The sequence below is a fragment of the Pseudomonas sp. KU26590 genome (genome assembly GCF_026153515.1).
Classification (GTDB): Bacteria; Pseudomonadota; Gammaproteobacteria; order Pseudomonadales; family Pseudomonadaceae; genus Aquipseudomonas.
Genome location: NZ_CP110644.1, coordinates 2,100,796 through 2,115,555, shown reverse-complemented (window position 1 = coordinate 2,115,555; position 14,760 = coordinate 2,100,796). Strand labels below are relative to the sequence as shown.

The following is a 14,760-nucleotide window of genomic DNA, read 5'->3' as shown; positions in this document are numbered from 1 at the left end:
ACTTATTAATTGTCACAAAGTCTGAATTTGCGTCTGCGACTATCCGTGCATACTTCCCCGAATTTCCCGCCCACCTCGCCGGATTCCCGTATGCCACGCCACCTGATCAAGCGGTACCTGCCCGATCCGAACAGCATCCGGGAACATAAGTCCTTACGCTTTCTTGGCTCTCTTCTGCACGCCCCCAACCTCTGGCACCTCAATCGACACTCCGTGGCGCGCGCGATGGGGATCGGGCTGTTCGCCGCCTTGATGCCCATGCCGTTGCAGATGCTGCTGGCCGCCGTGCTGGCGATCTGGGTGCGGGCCAATATGCCGATCGCGGTGAGTCTGTGCTGGCTGACCAACCCGCTGACGATGCCGCCGGTGTTTTATTGCACCTACAAAATCGGCGCGTTGCTGATGGGCTTGCCGCCGCGGCATTTCCCGGACGAACTGAGCTGGGACTGGATCAGCGGACAGCTGTCCACCTTGTGGCAGCCGTTTTTGCTGGGATCGGTGGTGGCGGGGATTGTGCTGGGTGTGGCGGGGTATTTCGGGACGATGGCGTACTGGCGCTGGTGGGTCGGAAGGCAGTGGAAGGCGCGTCAGGTGCGGCGTAAGTCAGTGTAGGAGCGCGCTTGCCCGCGAACGCGCCAAGCCAGAAGACATGATCGTTCCCACGCTCCGCGTGGTAACGGCCCGTTTGACGCTCGGCGTCACAGTCAACGCAGAGCGTTTGGGGCGGCATTACCACGCGGAGCGTGGGAACGATCGTTCTGAAATCCGTTACTGACGCATCCCGCGTCCGCTCACCAGCAGCCGAGCGCAGCCCAGGTACAGCACGATGGTCGCGACGACCATGAAGGCCAAGGCAATGCTGATCTTGATGTCCGACACGCCGAGAATGCCGAAGCGGAAGGCGTTGACCATATGCAGCACCGGGTTGGCCAGCGACACGGTCTGCCAGAAGGGCGGCAGCAGGTTGATCGAGTAGAACACCCCGCCCAGGTAGGTCAGCGGCGTCAGCACGAACGTCGGGATGATCGAAATATCATCGAAATTGCGCGCAAACACAGCGTTGATAAAGCCCAACAGCGAGAAAATCGTCGCGGTCAGCAGCACCACAATGATGGTGATGCCCAAGTGATGCACCTGCAGGTCGGTGAAGAACATCGACAGCATCGTGACGATCACCCCCACCGCCAGCCCGCGCAGCACGCCGCCGATGGTGTAGCCGATCAGAATGGTGTGCGGCGATACCGGCGAGACCATCAGCTCTTCGACCGAACGCTGGAACTTGGCGCCGAAGAAGCTCGACACCACGTTGCCGTAGGAGTTGGTGATCACCGACATCATGATCAGGCCGGGCACGATGTACTGCATGTAGGTGAAGCCACCCATGTCGCCGATCTGCCGACCGATCAGGTTGCCGAAGATCACGAAGTACAGAACCATGGTGATCGCCGGCGGCAGCAGGGTCTGCGGCCAGATCCGCATGAAACGCCTTACCTCACGATAAACGATGGTGTTCAGGGCAATCAGATTGGGGCGCAGCTCCGAGCTCATATCGCCACCTTCGCCAGATTCTTCTCGACCAGACCCACAAACAGCTCCTCAAGGCGATTGGTTTTATTGCGCAGGCTCAACACCTGAATGTTCTGCAGCGACAACTGACTGAACAGCGACGTGATGCCGATGGTTTTGTCGACCTGCACCTCAAGCGTCTGGTTGTCCACCAGTCGCACCGGATAGTCGTTGAGCTGAGGCGCGGCTTGCAGCGGATCGCGCAGGTCCAGCAGGAAGGTCTCAACGGTCAGTTTGTTGAGCAGCGTCTTCATGCCGGTGTTTTCGATGATCGTGCCGTGATCGATGATGCCGATGTTGCGGCACAGCTGCTCAGCCTCCTCCAGGTAATGGGTGGTGAGGATGATGGTGATGCCTTTTTCGTTCAGCTCGGTGAGAAAGGTCCACATCGAACGACGCAGCTCGATATCAACGCCCGCGGTGGGCTCGTCAAGGATCAACAGACGCGGCTCGTGAATAAGCGCGCGGGCGATCATCAAGCGGCGCTTCATGCCGCCGGACAACGAGCGCGAAGGCACATCGCGCTTGTCCCACAGCCCCAATTGAGTCAGGTACTGCTCAGCGCGCTCTTTGGCGATCTTCGGCGGAATGCCGTAATAACCCGCCTGGGTCACGACGATGTCGAAGGTCTTCTCGAACTGATTGAAATTGAATTCCTGCGGTACCACGCCGATCGAGCGCTTGAGCTGCGCCGGGTTGCGATCAAGGTCGTGGCCGAAAATGTTCACCGTGCCGCTGGTCTTGTTGACCAGGGTCGAGATGATCCCGATGGTGGTGGATTTGCCGGCGCCGTTGGGGCCGAGCAATGCGAAGAAATCACCCTCGGCGACGTCCAGATCAATGCCCTTGAGGGCCTGGAAACCGTTGCCGTAGGTCTTGGTTAGCTGCCGGATGGACAGAGCTGAACTCATGACTGAACACACACCAATAAAAATGAAAAAGGGAAGATAAACGAATACGAACGTGCAGTTGCCGGGCTCAGCGGCGCGCTGACATTTACCGTGCTGCGCACCTGGAATATCAGGCGCAACACATGCCTACAAATGCAGCGGCAGCAATGTTGCGTGCCGATGCCGCCCAAGTACAGCGACATCGATTGATAGTCAGTATTAACTCGACACGGGCTAAACTCAGGTCAGCGCGGTCATCACGGCCTTCTGATACGCCGGACGCTGCTGCAAACGTTCGTACCAGGCTTTGAGGTGGGGCAGCTCAAGGCGTTCAATCGGCATTTCGAACCAGGGGTAAGCGAAGCAGCCGAGGGGAATGTCGCCCATGCCGAATTCATCGCCCGATAGGTACGGCTGACGGGCCAGTGCTGCGTCGACGATGACCAGCAGGCGCTCGACTTCAGCTTTAGCCGCATTGATCTGCGTCCAGTCCTGCTGCTCGGCAGGGGTGCGCAACACGCCCCAGAACACCGGGCGGAATGGGCCGGCCAGCGTCGACGTGGTCCAGTCCATCCACTTCTCGGCCTGGGCACGCGCCTTGGGGCTGGCCGGATAGAGAGCCGAGTCCGGCGCGTATTGCGCGGCCAGGTAGCGAACGATGGTGTTGGACTCCCACAGCACGAACTCGCCGTCTTCGATCATCGGCACCACACCGTTGGGGTTCTTCGCCAGGTATTCGGGCTGATCGTTGACACCGAAGGCGCCGCCGGCATTCAGCGACTCATAATCGAGCCCCAGTTCCTCGGCGATCCACAGCGCCTTGCGCACATTGGACGAGTTCTTGCGGCCCCAGATCTTCAACATGTTGGCATTCTCCGTGTGGTCAACGAGCGGTGAGTGGCGTTTGCGGCGGGCCACAGTCTACTCCGGGATGCGGGTGTTCGAGCCACAACTTCCTGTGCATCGGCCACCCCCCGAACTCCCTTGGTAGCACGGGGTCACTATCGATGCGCGGGCCAGAGCGGTCGACTGCGCAGCCGGTCGCGCTCATCGCACCGTCATCATGGAGGGCTGTTTATGTTGTTGCTGTGGATCGTAGTGTTGGTGGTTGGCGTGGCCTGGCTGGCCCATCGGCGAGTTGCGCCCTTCCCCGCCCTGGGCATCGTCGCGGTATACCTGTTGGCGATGGGCGCGTTCAGCCATGCCCATGCCTGGATGATCATTCCGTGGGTGCTGTGGCTGGGCGTCGCGTTGCTGCTGGCGCTGCCGGACCTGCGACGCAAACACTTCAGTGCGCCGATGTTCTCGTGGTTTCAGAAAGTGCTGCCGCCGATGTCCGCCACCGAGCGTGACGCCATCGACGCCGGCACGGTGTGGTGGGATGGCGAGCTGTTCAGCGGCCGTCCGGACTGGAACACCCTGCTCAGCTACCCGAAGAGCAAACTGACCGATGAAGAGCAGGCTTTCCTTGATGGCCCGACCGAAGAACTCTGCGCCATGGTCAGCGACTGGGAAATCGGCCAGGCCATGGACCTGCCGCCGCAAGCGTGGGCGCATATAAAGGAACATGGTTTCTTCGCGCTGATCATTCCCAAGGAATACGGCGGCAAAGGGTTCTCGGCCTACGCCCACTCCCAAGTGGCGATGAAACTGGCGACCCGCAGCGGCGATCTGGCCTCGACGGTGATGGTGCCCAACTCACTGGGCCCGGCAGAGCTGCTGCTGCATTACGGCACCGACGAGCAGCGCAATCACTACTTGCCACGCCTGGCCCGTGGCGACGAGATCCCGTGCTTCGCATTGACCGGCCCGCTGGCTGGCTCCGACGCAGGGGCGATGCCCGACACCGGGATCATCTGCAAGGGCCAGTGGGAAGGTGAGGAAGTCATCGGTCTGCGCCTGAATTGGGAAAAGCGCTACATCACCCTCGGCCCGGTCGCCACTCTGCTCGGCCTCGCCTTCAAGGCCTACGACCCTGAGCATTTGCTGGGTGACGAAACAGACCTGGGTATCACTCTGGCGCTGATTCCGACCGACACGGCAGGTGTAGAGATCGGCCGTCGTCATGTGCCACTGGGCGCGGCGTTCATGAACGGCCCGAACTCGGGCAAGGACGTGTTCATTCCGCTGGAGTACCTGATCGGCGGGCAGGACATGCTCGGCAAAGGCTGGATGATGTTGATGAATTGCCTGTCGGTCGGGCGTTCGATCTCGCTCCCGGCCGTCGGTACTGGTGCAGCCAAATTCACCAGCCTGGTCACCGGCCAGTACACCCAGGTTCGCGAGCAGTTCAACGTACCCCTGGCGGCGTTCGAAGGAATTCAGGAGTCCCTGGCACGAATCGGCGGCAACGCCTGGTTGATGGACAGTGCGCGCATCCTCACCGCAAACGCAGTGGATCTGGGCGAGAAGCCTTCGGTGCTGTCGGCGATTCTGAAATACCACCTGACCGAGCGCGGCCGCGAGTGCATCACCCACGCGATGGATGTGCATGGCGGCAAGGGCATCATCATGGGCCCGAACAACTATCTGGGTCGCTCGTGGCAAGGCGCGCCGATCTTCATCACCGTCGAAGGCGCAAACATTCTGTCGCGCAACCTGATGATCTTCGGTCAGGGCGCCATTCGCTGCCATCCGTTCGTGCTGAAGGAAATGGCCCTCGCCGGTCGTAAGGATCATGACCGCGCAGTGGTGGAATTCGACGACCTGCTGATGCAGCACATTGGTTTCGCCGTGCGTAACGCGGCCAGTACGCTGGTGTTGAACCTGGGCCTTGGGCATTTCGAAAGCGTGCCGGGTGATCGCCTGAGTCAGGGTTATTTCCGCGCGCTGAACCGGCAGGCCGCAGCGTTTGCGATGCTGGCTGACCTGAGCATGATGCTGCTGGGCGGCGAGCTGAAACGTCGCGAGCGTCTGTCGGCGCGCTTGGGCGATGTGCTGAGCCACATGTACCTGGCGTCCGCCGCGCTCAAGCGTTACCACGATCTGGATTATCCCGAAGCGCTGGCCCCTCTGTTCTGCTGGTCCATGGAAGAAGCGCTGGGTGAGTCGGAGCGTGCGCTGGATGAGCTGCTGAGCAATTTCCCTAACCGCATTCTTGGCGGGCTGCTGCGGGTGATCGTGTTCCCGTTCGGCCGTCGCCACAAAGGGCCATCGGACAGGCTCGATGCGCAGGTCGCGGAAATCCTCGGCCGTGCCAAAGGCGACCCGGCGCTGGAATCGGTGCTTGCCGGTTGTTATCGCCCGACCGACGCCGAGGATCCGGTCGGCGCGTTGCAGCACGCCAGCGACTTGCTCATCGGCGCCAAGGCTATTCGCAGCAAGCTTCATCAGGCGGTGAAAAGCGGTCAGGTCAAGCCGGCGGGTGGGGAGCCTCTGATCGATGCCGCGCTCAACGCAGGCGTGTTGCAGGCGGCCGAGGCGGAAACCTTGCGCGCGGCAGAAGCGGCGCGACGCAAGGTGATCGATGTGGATGATTTCGACAAGGAAGAGCTGGTCGCCACTGCAGGCAAAATCCGCTGATTAATTGAGGCAAACCCTGTAGGAGCGCGCTTGCCCGCGATTGCGGTAGGTCAGCAACATGAACGTTAGCTGACACGACCTCATTCGCGGGCAGCGCGCTTCTACAGGTGCTGCCCACGACTTACGTCTACATACACCGCTCTGGCGAATTGTCCTACACTCCTTGGAACAACAAGAAAAACCCAAGGGGACGCACCATGATTGACCAACGCCTGACTCATCGCTGCCTGCTCTCTGAAATTGCCTCGGGGGAGGATCTTTACAGCGGCAAGCCGACCCAAACCCTGCAAACCCTTCTGATGATGGGCTTCGTCACCCGTCTGCCCAGTCCCGACCGCACCTTTGCGCACCTTGCCCTCACTGAGGCAGGCCACCGTTATCTGGCCGGGTTGTGGCATTGAGATAGCCGCAGGCGGCGGGGGGATCTATACTCCCGCGCCTGTTTTTGTCTCTGAGGGCTTCATCATGGCCGACGCCAATCTCGACCACATCATGAATCAGCTGTTGCATTTGCGCGGCATCCTGGTCGCGCTGGGAGAAGCCGAGCAGGTCCCCGAGGAAAGCCATGCGCTGTTTCTGGAGCGTTACGATGAGTTGCTGACGCTGTTGCCGGCTGATCCGATCGAGAGTCAGTATCTGGGGCAGGATTTGTTGTGTCAGGTGATTCAGCGTTACCCGCAGATTGCGCATTTGGTGCCGCGGGATTTGCTGTGGTTTTTCGCGGGCGATTGTCTGCATTTCATGCCGGACGACGAGATTGATTTGTATACGGCGCTGGAGGAGCGTCGGTTTGAGGCGATGGAGAACGAGGAGCCGTTTGACTGGAATCAGGAGAAGCAGTTGTTGGCGATGTCGCAGTCTGAGTTCAAGCATTGATCTGAGGTCGGCATTACGATCCAGATCAAGATCAAAGGCGTCGGCCTAACGGCCTCTGTTTCGCCTTCGGCGAGTTACTTTTGAAAAGCACCAAAAGTAACCAAAAGTGCCTGCTCTCGGTTTGGCCCCTCCTCCGTCGGGGTTCCTTCACTCCGGTCCCGCTCCGTGGGCACGCGCCGAACGGACATCCATGTCCTGACGGCGCTCTCGCCGCATCCATGCGGCTCGGCCCACTCCGCGAGACCTGCGTTCAGCCTGCACCCAAGTCGCGTTCGGCGGTGCCTGGACCTTCTGCGTTTAAAGATCAAAATCAAGATCAACAACAGACCAACGGCTTCCCGGCTAAAGCCGGTCCCACAGAATATGCGCGCTGCTCTTCGTGGGACCGGCTTTAGCCGGGAAGAGGCCAGTGCGAGCGCCGCGAATCGATCGTCCCCGCGCTCTGCGTGGGAATGCAGCTCAGGACCCTCCGCGTCACTCTGCACTCAGCCCTACCGTGAGCAGGCCGTGGTTGCTCAGGATCATCACGTTCTTGTCGCCCAGGTCCGCCACCCGCCGCTCGCGCCCGCCGAGGCCCTGCGCAGTACCTTCGTCACCGAGATACGTCACGGGCCCGGAAAAACCGAGACTTCGGCAGCTCGTGAGGCTGCGCGATGGCAAATGTCGTCGGGCAGACAGGTTACACAGGCGCAGGCTCGGCTGGATTGATGCCGACAATAGAAATCAGCGGTTCATCCAGATAAAGGCCGTCATAAAGGACCGGAACGCTTGTGTGGTTGCCGCTCAGTGCAATCTGGAAGAAACGCCCGTCTGCATCGGCTTCAAAGGAGCGCAGGTAGGTCCTGTCCTGGTCTTCGTTGTAGTCGAGCTTCAAGGTGCCATTTCGTCCATCGCCCGTGCGGTCGAACCCCAGATCGAGAATGAACAGACGGTCTCCGCTTTCAAAGTCGGTGATAAGGTCCGAATGACTGGCGTCCGCCGTGCGATAGCTGTCGGTCATGCGGTAATAAACGAAGTCATCAAGGCCGCTGCCACCGGTGAGTGTGTCCTTGCCCATGCCACCGGCCATGACGTCGTTACCAGCGCCCCCGTTTATGATGTCGTTGCCCTGAAAACCCACCATCTGATCATTGCCCACGCCGCCGACCAGGATGTCATTGCCGCCGGTGCCGAGCACATCCATGTTATCGCGGGTCATCGTATTGACGATCTTGGGCCCGGTGGTGTTACCGAAATCCACCGTGTCGCGATTCAGGTCGGCCTTGAGATTACCGCTGAACAGGATTTCAAACTGATTGCCGTCAGCATCGGCTTCCAGCGACTTCAAGGCTGTCTGCGTACCTGCGCCATTGACCACGACCTTCAGAGTGCCATTGAAGCCATTGCCCAGGCCGCTGAACCCCAGACTGGACAGATCCACGAGATCGCCCTCAGCTGCATTGAAATCAGTGATCAGATCCCGACCGGCAGTGTGGGCAGAACCTGTCGAAGTGCGGATGCTGTCGGACACGGAACTGAATACGAACTCGTCGGCGCCGGTGCCCCCGGTCAGGGTATCGCCGCCCAGGCCGCCCGCCAGACGATCATCGCCGGCCAGGCCAGACAAGGTATCGCGACCCCCGTAGCCCATCAGGGTCTCTGCGCCCGCCGAGGTGCCGACAACGCTGTCGCCCGAATCGCTGCCTGCAATCAGGCGCTGGAAGTTGGCGTTGGTCAGGGTGTAATCGCCACTCAGGAGTAGCTCGAACCGGTTGCCGCTTTCATCGACATCGTAGCTTCTGAGAATCGTCCGATAATAGCCGTCATCTGTATTGCTGACGATCTGAACGGTTCCGTGTGTGCCGTCACCAATGCCGGAAATGCCCAGCGCGGTCAGGTCAAGGCGATCAGCCTTATCGAAATAATCGATGTAGTCGACGTGCGAGCCGCTACTGTCGCTGATGGACGCATAGCGCAGTACGGCGTTTCCATAGGCGTAGAAACTGTCCGAACCGGCCCCGCCGATCAGCACGCTGTCACCTCGACCCTCAATGTAATCGTCGCCAGCACCGCCGTAGATAACATTGAGATCGAAGGAACTGAAAAATTCATCCTTACCCGCGGTGCCGTACCAAAAAACCTTTTGTTTATCTGCCATTGGAACGCTCCCTGAGCTGCCGCCAGAGTGGGCGGCGATAGCTGTGATAGGCAAAACGGCAGTTGGTTCGCGGGCAGCAGTGGCCAGTATCGACTTTCCGTGAACAAATGCTGTGCTGGTCTTCATAAGCTTGCAGCATCCTGTAGGAGCGCGCTTGCCCGCGAAGAGGCAGGTACATCCGACGCGTTTGTATCGGATGTACCTGCCTCTTCGCGCGCTCCAACAACGTTTCGCGTTGCTGAATCAATGTGATCACGCCTGATAATCCGTCCCGTGCCGATCCAGTTCGCGAATCAGCGCATTCCAGTGCCGTGTCACGCCAGGCCCCGTGCCGCTTTTGAGCACCTTGGCCTGTTCTTCCACCCTATTCACCACTTCCTCAGGCGGGAAGATCAGTTCGGCATTGCCCGCCGCCTGCGCGGCAATCTGGATGTTGCAGGCGTATTCGAGGTTGTGCAGCTGTTGAAACGCATGCTCGACACTCAGCCCTGCCGTGAGCAGACCGTGGTTGCGCAGGATCATCACGCTCTTGTCGCCCAGGTCCGCCACCAGTCGTTCGCGCTCGCCGAGGTCCTGCGCGATGCCTTCGTAACCGTGGTACGCCAAGCGCCCGGAGAAACCGAGGGAATGCTGGGAGATCAGCAATAGCCCGTTTTTCTGCGCAGAGACGGCAATCCCGTCGCGGGTGTGGGTGTGCAGCACCGCCTGCAAATCAGGGCGCGCTGCATGGATGGCGCTGTGGATCACATAGCCGGCGTTGTTGATGCCCAGGCCGGTCGGGTCATCGACGATGGTGCCGTCGATATCGACTTTGACCAGATTGGAGGCCGTGATCTCGTCGAACAGCAAGCCAAAGGCGTTGATCAGGAAGTGCTCGTCAGGACCCGGCACGCGCGCGGAAAAGTGCGTGTAGATGTGATCGGTCCAGCGTTTCAGGGCGGCGAACCGGTAAGCCGCCGCCAGTTTCACCCGCACCTCCCACTCTTGCGGGCTGACCCGATCGCGTACGCTGCTGGCATTAGCGATGGTGCTGACGCTGGACTGAACGGGTAAAGCACTGACGTTGCTCATGCATGACTCCCTGAGGGTCTGGTTCAGACTTGATCAGGGCAGCCTATGCGTTGTCGAAAACGATTAAAAATCACATTTTCTTCTAAGCTAATTATCAATATTTTTTATTATCGAACCGGAATGGGCCTTAAGCGGTATCCCGTTCCTGCCCAGCGATTGCGCCATCAGACCACTGAGCGATTCCTGCACGACCGCCAGAGGATAGGCGGCAGCTGATGGTTAGACCTACCGAGTCCGTTAGCGAAATTCAGACTGCCTAACGTGATATGCACTGACAGTTATCCGCCCTTCTCTCAAACGCATGTCTGTCGCTCAATACCGCCTGAGTCGAGAGGCAGCGATCGGCCAGAGGGAGACAGTCAGCGACCTGACTGATCACGCAGGGCATCCAGAAGCAGACGAAAAGCCGGTTTGTGTTGGCGCCGGCTTGGGTAGTAGAGGTGATACCCGGTGACGGTGCCAGTCCAGTCCTCAAGCAGCCGCACCAGGCGACCTTGTGCCAGATCTTGCTCGACCAGATGCTCCGGGAAGTACCCCAGTCCGGCACCCGCCCTGACAAAATCACGCATGAGCCAGATGTTGTTACTCACCAGATGCCCGTCGGCGCGTACTTTGATTTCTCTCCCGTTTTTTGCGAAAGGCCAAGCCCACAATCCTCCCGAGGTGGGCTGGCGCAGGTTGATACAGGCGTGCTCGGTCAGATCCTGTGGCGTCAGGGGTTTAGCACGGTGTTCCAGATAGGCGGGGGCGGCCACCAATGCCATGCGAAAATCCCGGCCGATGGGCATGCTGATCATGTCCTGAGCCAGCTGCGCCCCCAGGCGGATACCGGCATCGAAGCGCTCTGCAACGATGTCGACCAATGCGTAGCTGTCGTTGATTTCAACCTTGATGCCCGGATAGTCGGTCATCAATTGCAGCGCAGCCGGGGCAAGGACTAGATGGGTTGCGTGCTCCATGGAGGTGATGCGCAGGCTACCAGCGGGCATGCCGCTGAGTTCGCTCAGCTCGTTGAGCCCTGACTCGATCCCGTCAAAATGCGGCCCGATGCTCTCGATCAGGCGCGCTCCGGCTTCGGTCGGCGCGACGCTGCGGGTACTGCGGGTCAGCAATTGCACACCCAGGCGCGATTCCAGCTTGGTGATGGTGCGGCTCAGCGCAGGCTGGGAAACGCCAAGCTGGGCCGCCGCTTTGGTAAAACTGCCTTCACGGGCCACTCGAAGGAGGGCCAAGAGGTCGGTGACGGTGTCGCGCACGATTGATGCTCTGGGGTTATAGGTCTATTCCAACCATACCATCTAATCATTTGTAGGCAGGATGGCTAGAGTGTCGCCTTTGCTTCGCGGCCCTTTCAGGAATCATCTCCTCCATGAGTAAACAAACATTCGATGTGATCATTTTCGGCGCCACGGGTTACACCGGTCGGCTGGTCGCTGAATACTTCTTCACTCAATACGGCGTCGACGGCCCTGTTAAGTGGGCCATTGCCGGTCGCAGCTTGAGCAAGCTGGAAGCCATTCGGGACAGTTGGGCAAACGCCGCAGCGCTGCCGCTGATCGTGGCCGATGCCCAGGACCGGGCGTCCGTGCGCGACATGGTTGCCGCGACCCGGGTGGTGATTACCACCGCAGGGCCGTTTTCGGTCTATGGCTCGGACCTGGTGGCAGCCTGCGCCGAGTCGGGGACGGACTACGTCGACCTCTCGGGGGAGATCCCCTGGATTGCCCAAATGATCGGCAGCTATCAGGCCCAAGCCCAGGCATCGGGCGCGCGACTGGTGTTCTCCTGTGGTTTCGATTCGGTGCCGTTCGACCTCGGCGTATGGTTCACCCAGCAGCAGGTCATGAAGAAGTTCGCTCGCTACGCGCCTCGGATCAGGGGCCGCGTGCGCAAGATGCAAGGCGTGCTGTCCGGTGGCACGTTCCTGAGTGTCGATGCGGTGGTTGCAGCGGCAGCGCAGGATCCTGCGTTGGGCGCACTGGTCGCCGATCCATTTGCCTACACACCGGGATTCAAAGGTGTCGAGCAACCTGATGATCAGACCCCCTACCAGGATGAACTGGCTCAGACCTGGGTCGGGCCTTTCATCATGTCGGGCATCAATTCCAAGGCGGTGCATCGCACAAACTTGCTGGAAGGGCACCTGTGGGGCACGTCGTTTCAGTACGACGAAATGCTGATGCTCAAGGCACAACCGAGCGAAGACGATGAGCCTGGCCTGGCGGGCTTCTCCTTTAATGAGGGCGGTCATCCGCAACCGGGGCAAGGGCCGACACAGAAGGAGCTTGAGGCAGGCTTTTATGATGTGCTGTTCATCGCTGAACTGGCCGATGGTCAGGTGCTCAAGGCATCCGTGAGTTGCGACGAGGATCCGGGCTACCTGTCGACATCCAAGATGTTGGCCGAGTCAGCGATGGCGTTGGCGTTCGATGTGACACGTGAGGAGACCCCGGGCGGTTGCTGGACGCCCGCGGCGGCGTTGAATGAGGCGTTGCTCAACCGCCTGACTGAAAAAGCCGGACTGAGGTTTACAGTCGAGGGCTAATTCGACGGGCAGCTAAACAGGCTGAATGTCTTTGACGTTCAGCTTTCAGAGTCTTTAGCCCTCTCAACAATTAGCCCACTCAACAAAAGGTGTCCCATGAATGTGCCAAACCGTATGAACTACATCGAGATCACCGAACCCGGTGGCCCCGAAGTGTTAAAGATAATGCAGGCCGATGTGCCAACGCCGGGTGATCACGAGTTGCTGATCCGGGTTCACGCCGCCGGCATCAATCGTCCTGATGTCATACAGCGTTCGGGCAAATACCCGATGAAACCCGGCATGACCCCTGTGCCCGGGCTGGAAGTGGCCGGTGAGGTTGTTGGGGTTGGCGCAAACGTGGCCGATTTCAAGCTGGGCGACAAGGTCTGTGCGCTGACCAATGGCGGTGGTTACGCCGAATACTGCGTTGTGGCGGCCACCCAATCATTACCGGTCCCTGACGGCGTGGACATGATTCAGGCCGCGGCTATTCCGGAAACATTCTTTACCGTGTGGGCCAATCTTTTCGAACTGGGCCGTGCCCGAAAGGGCTGCACCGTATTGATCCATGGCGGCACCAGCGGCATCGGCACGACCGCGCTGATGCTGTGCAAGGCCTTGGGGATCAAGGCTTTTGCAACGGCCGGCAGCCAGGAAAAGTGCGACCGGATCCGCGCGCTGGGTGGCGAAGCGATCAATTACCGCGAGGTGGACTTCGCTCAGGAGATCGCCCGGCAAACCCACGAGAAGGGTGTGGACGTAATTCTCGACATCATGGGCGGGAGCTATTTCGAGAGCAACGTGGCGTCACTTGCACGACGCGGTCGACTGGTCATTATCGGTTTTCTGGGCGGCAGCTCCGTCAAGGACTTCAATCTGCTGGCGCTGATGGAAAAGCAAGGCTCGGTGACAGGGTCGATGATGCGTTCGCGCAGCGCGGAGGAAAAAGCCGAGATTGCTCGCGCCGTACTAGCCAATGTCTGGCCGTTGCTCAGTCAAGGCGAATGCCTGCCGATCATTGACCGTGTTTTTCCTCTCGCCGACGCAGTACAAGCGCATCAGCGAATGGAACAAGGCGACCATGTCGGCAAAATCGTGCTGAAGGTGGTGTAAATGGGAGTCGCCCGGTGCGTGGTATTGAATGCCCGCCGGGCGTGTTCATTTTTTGTTCGAGGTGTCCATGGTTGTGTGGGTGGCGAGCGGATGCTTCTGTTCGGTTTTAGCCACGTGCTGAGGGGCCGCTTTGGGTCAATAGCTGACTCTCTCGGACTCCGCGTAACGACGCTCGGCAATTGGTGTATGCACTGAGCCTATGCCGGCATGGATAGAAGCGACATGAGTCAGCAGAGTTCCAATCTGCGAGAATCCATCCTCGCAGTGCTGACTAGGTATCGACGTTGATAGCCGCTGCCTTAAAAAGCACGCGGCGTCATGTGGTGATAAGTGCCTTCCGTCTAAACGCCACTGCTTTCGAGCAATGGATAAAGTGACATTATTAGAAGAATCGCCATCGTGATGTTGAAGGCATGCAGGTACGACCGTTTCGTTAAAAAACGTCGTAACGCTGAGCCAAATCCCGCCCATGACAAAACACATGGAATGTTAACCACAGCAAAGCAAGCAGCGACGACAACGACGTTGTAAATATATCCCTCAGAGGGTGTGTAGGTCGTGATTGCCCCAATCGCCATGACCCATGACTTTGGATTAATCCATTGAAATGCTGCCGCGCCCAGGAAACTTAGCGGCCGGCTATTCACGTGGGATCCGCTCTCTAATGGGCCTGAGGTAGCTATTTTCCATGCTAAATAGATCAGATACGCGGCACCCGCGTAGCGCAAAAAGCTATAGATGGAAGGGAAGGCTTCCAATACAGCCCCTAGCCCTAACCCCACTGCTAAAACCATCGCCATGAACCCTAAACTGACGCCTAAGGCGTGAGGAATGGTCTGGAAAAAACCAAAATTTACGCCAGATGCTAAGAGCATAGTATTGTTAGGGCCAGGTGTAATTGATGACACAAATGCAAAAATCGCAAAGCTGTAAAGTAATTCGATAGTAAGATGCATATAAATAAATCCCCTTAAGAGGAGAGATCCCACTCGCCGTGGGATCATTTTGGATTCGGCTCCGTGGAGCGCTGATGGATAAGTAATGGACTGCCAACCTTG

Annotated in this window: 13 protein-coding genes and 1 pseudogene; 6 read left to right on the top strand and 8 right to left on the bottom strand. The window is 59.1% G+C overall.

Going from position 1 to position 14,760, the window contains the following annotated elements; genetic code table 11:
* Positions 1–90: 90 nt before the first annotated feature.
* Positions 91–612, top strand: a complete 522-nt coding sequence (locus OKW98_RS09540; protein WP_265388932.1) for a DUF2062 domain-containing protein — start codon at positions 91–93, stop codon at positions 610–612.
* A 156-nt stretch (positions 613–768) separates the two neighbouring features.
* Here OKW98_RS09540 and OKW98_RS09535 read toward each other — a convergent pair whose 3' ends face one another.
* The 3 genes from OKW98_RS09535 to OKW98_RS09525 form a co-directional block, all read right to left on the bottom strand.
* Positions 769–1,548 (bottom strand): ABC transporter permease, encoded by a 780-nt coding sequence (locus OKW98_RS09535; RefSeq protein WP_065993104.1) that lies wholly within the window; start codon positions 1,546–1,548, stop codon positions 769–771.
* A complete protein-coding gene (locus OKW98_RS09530; RefSeq protein WP_265388931.1) occupies positions 1,545–2,477 on the bottom strand; it encodes an ABC transporter ATP-binding protein in 933 nt (310 codons plus the stop codon). Before OKW98_RS09530 ends, OKW98_RS09535 begins: the two co-directional genes overlap by 4 nt.
* Before the next feature lie 219 nt (positions 2,478–2,696).
* Positions 2,697–3,320 carry a glutathione S-transferase family protein gene (locus tag OKW98_RS09525; RefSeq protein ID WP_265388930.1) on the bottom strand — a complete coding sequence of 208 codons (624 nt, stop codon included), beginning with the start codon at positions 3,318–3,320 and terminating at the stop codon, positions 2,697–2,699.
* Between the two features lie 213 nt (positions 3,321–3,533).
* Here OKW98_RS09525 and OKW98_RS09520 point away from each other — a divergent pair, with 213 nt between their 5' ends.
* The 3 genes from OKW98_RS09520 (at position 3,534) to OKW98_RS09510 (ending at position 6,854) form a co-directional block, all read left to right on the top strand.
* The gene (locus tag OKW98_RS09520) at positions 3,534–5,978 is read left to right on the top strand and encodes an acyl-CoA dehydrogenase (RefSeq protein WP_265388929.1); all 2,445 of its coding nucleotides are present in this window, start codon (positions 3,534–3,536) and stop codon (positions 5,976–5,978) included.
* Between the two features lie 197 nt (positions 5,979–6,175).
* Entirely contained in the window at positions 6,176–6,379 is a 204-nt protein-coding gene (locus OKW98_RS09515) for a hypothetical protein (RefSeq protein ID WP_265388928.1), read from the top strand.
* 64 nt (positions 6,380–6,443) lie between these two features.
* Complete coding sequence (locus OKW98_RS09510; protein WP_265388927.1) at positions 6,444–6,854, top strand: PA2817 family protein; 411 nt, start codon at positions 6,444–6,446, stop codon at positions 6,852–6,854.
* 477 nt (positions 6,855–7,331) lie between these two features.
* On the opposite strand, the pseudogene OKW98_RS09505 reads toward OKW98_RS09510, so the two are convergent.
* The 4 genes and pseudogenes from OKW98_RS09505 to OKW98_RS09490 form a co-directional block, all read right to left on the bottom strand.
* A pseudogene (locus OKW98_RS09505) lies at positions 7,332–7,493 on the bottom strand (class II aldolase/adducin family protein); the annotation flags it as partial.
* Between the two features lie 40 nt (positions 7,494–7,533).
* Positions 7,534–8,991 (bottom strand): calcium-binding protein, encoded by a 1,458-nt coding sequence (locus OKW98_RS09500; RefSeq protein WP_265388926.1) that lies wholly within the window; start codon positions 8,989–8,991, stop codon positions 7,534–7,536.
* A gap of 252 nt (positions 8,992–9,243) precedes the next feature.
* Complete coding sequence (locus OKW98_RS09495) at positions 9,244–10,062, bottom strand: class II aldolase/adducin family protein (RefSeq protein ID WP_265388925.1); 819 nt, start codon at positions 10,060–10,062, stop codon at positions 9,244–9,246.
* Positions 10,063–10,421: 359 nt separating this feature from the next.
* Positions 10,422–11,321 carry a LysR family transcriptional regulator gene (locus OKW98_RS09490; RefSeq protein ID WP_265389693.1) on the bottom strand — a complete coding sequence of 300 codons (900 nt, stop codon included), beginning with the start codon at positions 11,319–11,321 and terminating at the stop codon, positions 10,422–10,424.
* 110 nt (positions 11,322–11,431) lie between these two features.
* Between OKW98_RS09490 and OKW98_RS09485 the strand changes: the two genes are divergently transcribed.
* Both OKW98_RS09485 and OKW98_RS09480 read left to right on the top strand, forming a co-directional pair.
* Positions 11,432–12,607, top strand: a complete 1,176-nt coding sequence (locus tag OKW98_RS09485; protein WP_265388924.1) for a saccharopine dehydrogenase family protein — start codon at positions 11,432–11,434, stop codon at positions 12,605–12,607.
* A gap of 96 nt (positions 12,608–12,703) precedes the next feature.
* Entirely contained in the window at positions 12,704–13,702 is a 999-nt protein-coding gene (locus OKW98_RS09480; protein WP_265388923.1) for an NAD(P)H-quinone oxidoreductase, read from the top strand.
* Positions 13,703–14,043: 341 nt separating this feature from the next.
* Here OKW98_RS09480 and OKW98_RS09475 read toward each other — a convergent pair whose 3' ends face one another.
* Complete coding sequence (locus tag OKW98_RS09475) at positions 14,044–14,658, bottom strand: LysE family translocator (RefSeq protein ID WP_265388922.1); 615 nt, start codon at positions 14,656–14,658, stop codon at positions 14,044–14,046.
* Positions 14,659–14,760 lie beyond the last annotated feature (102 nt).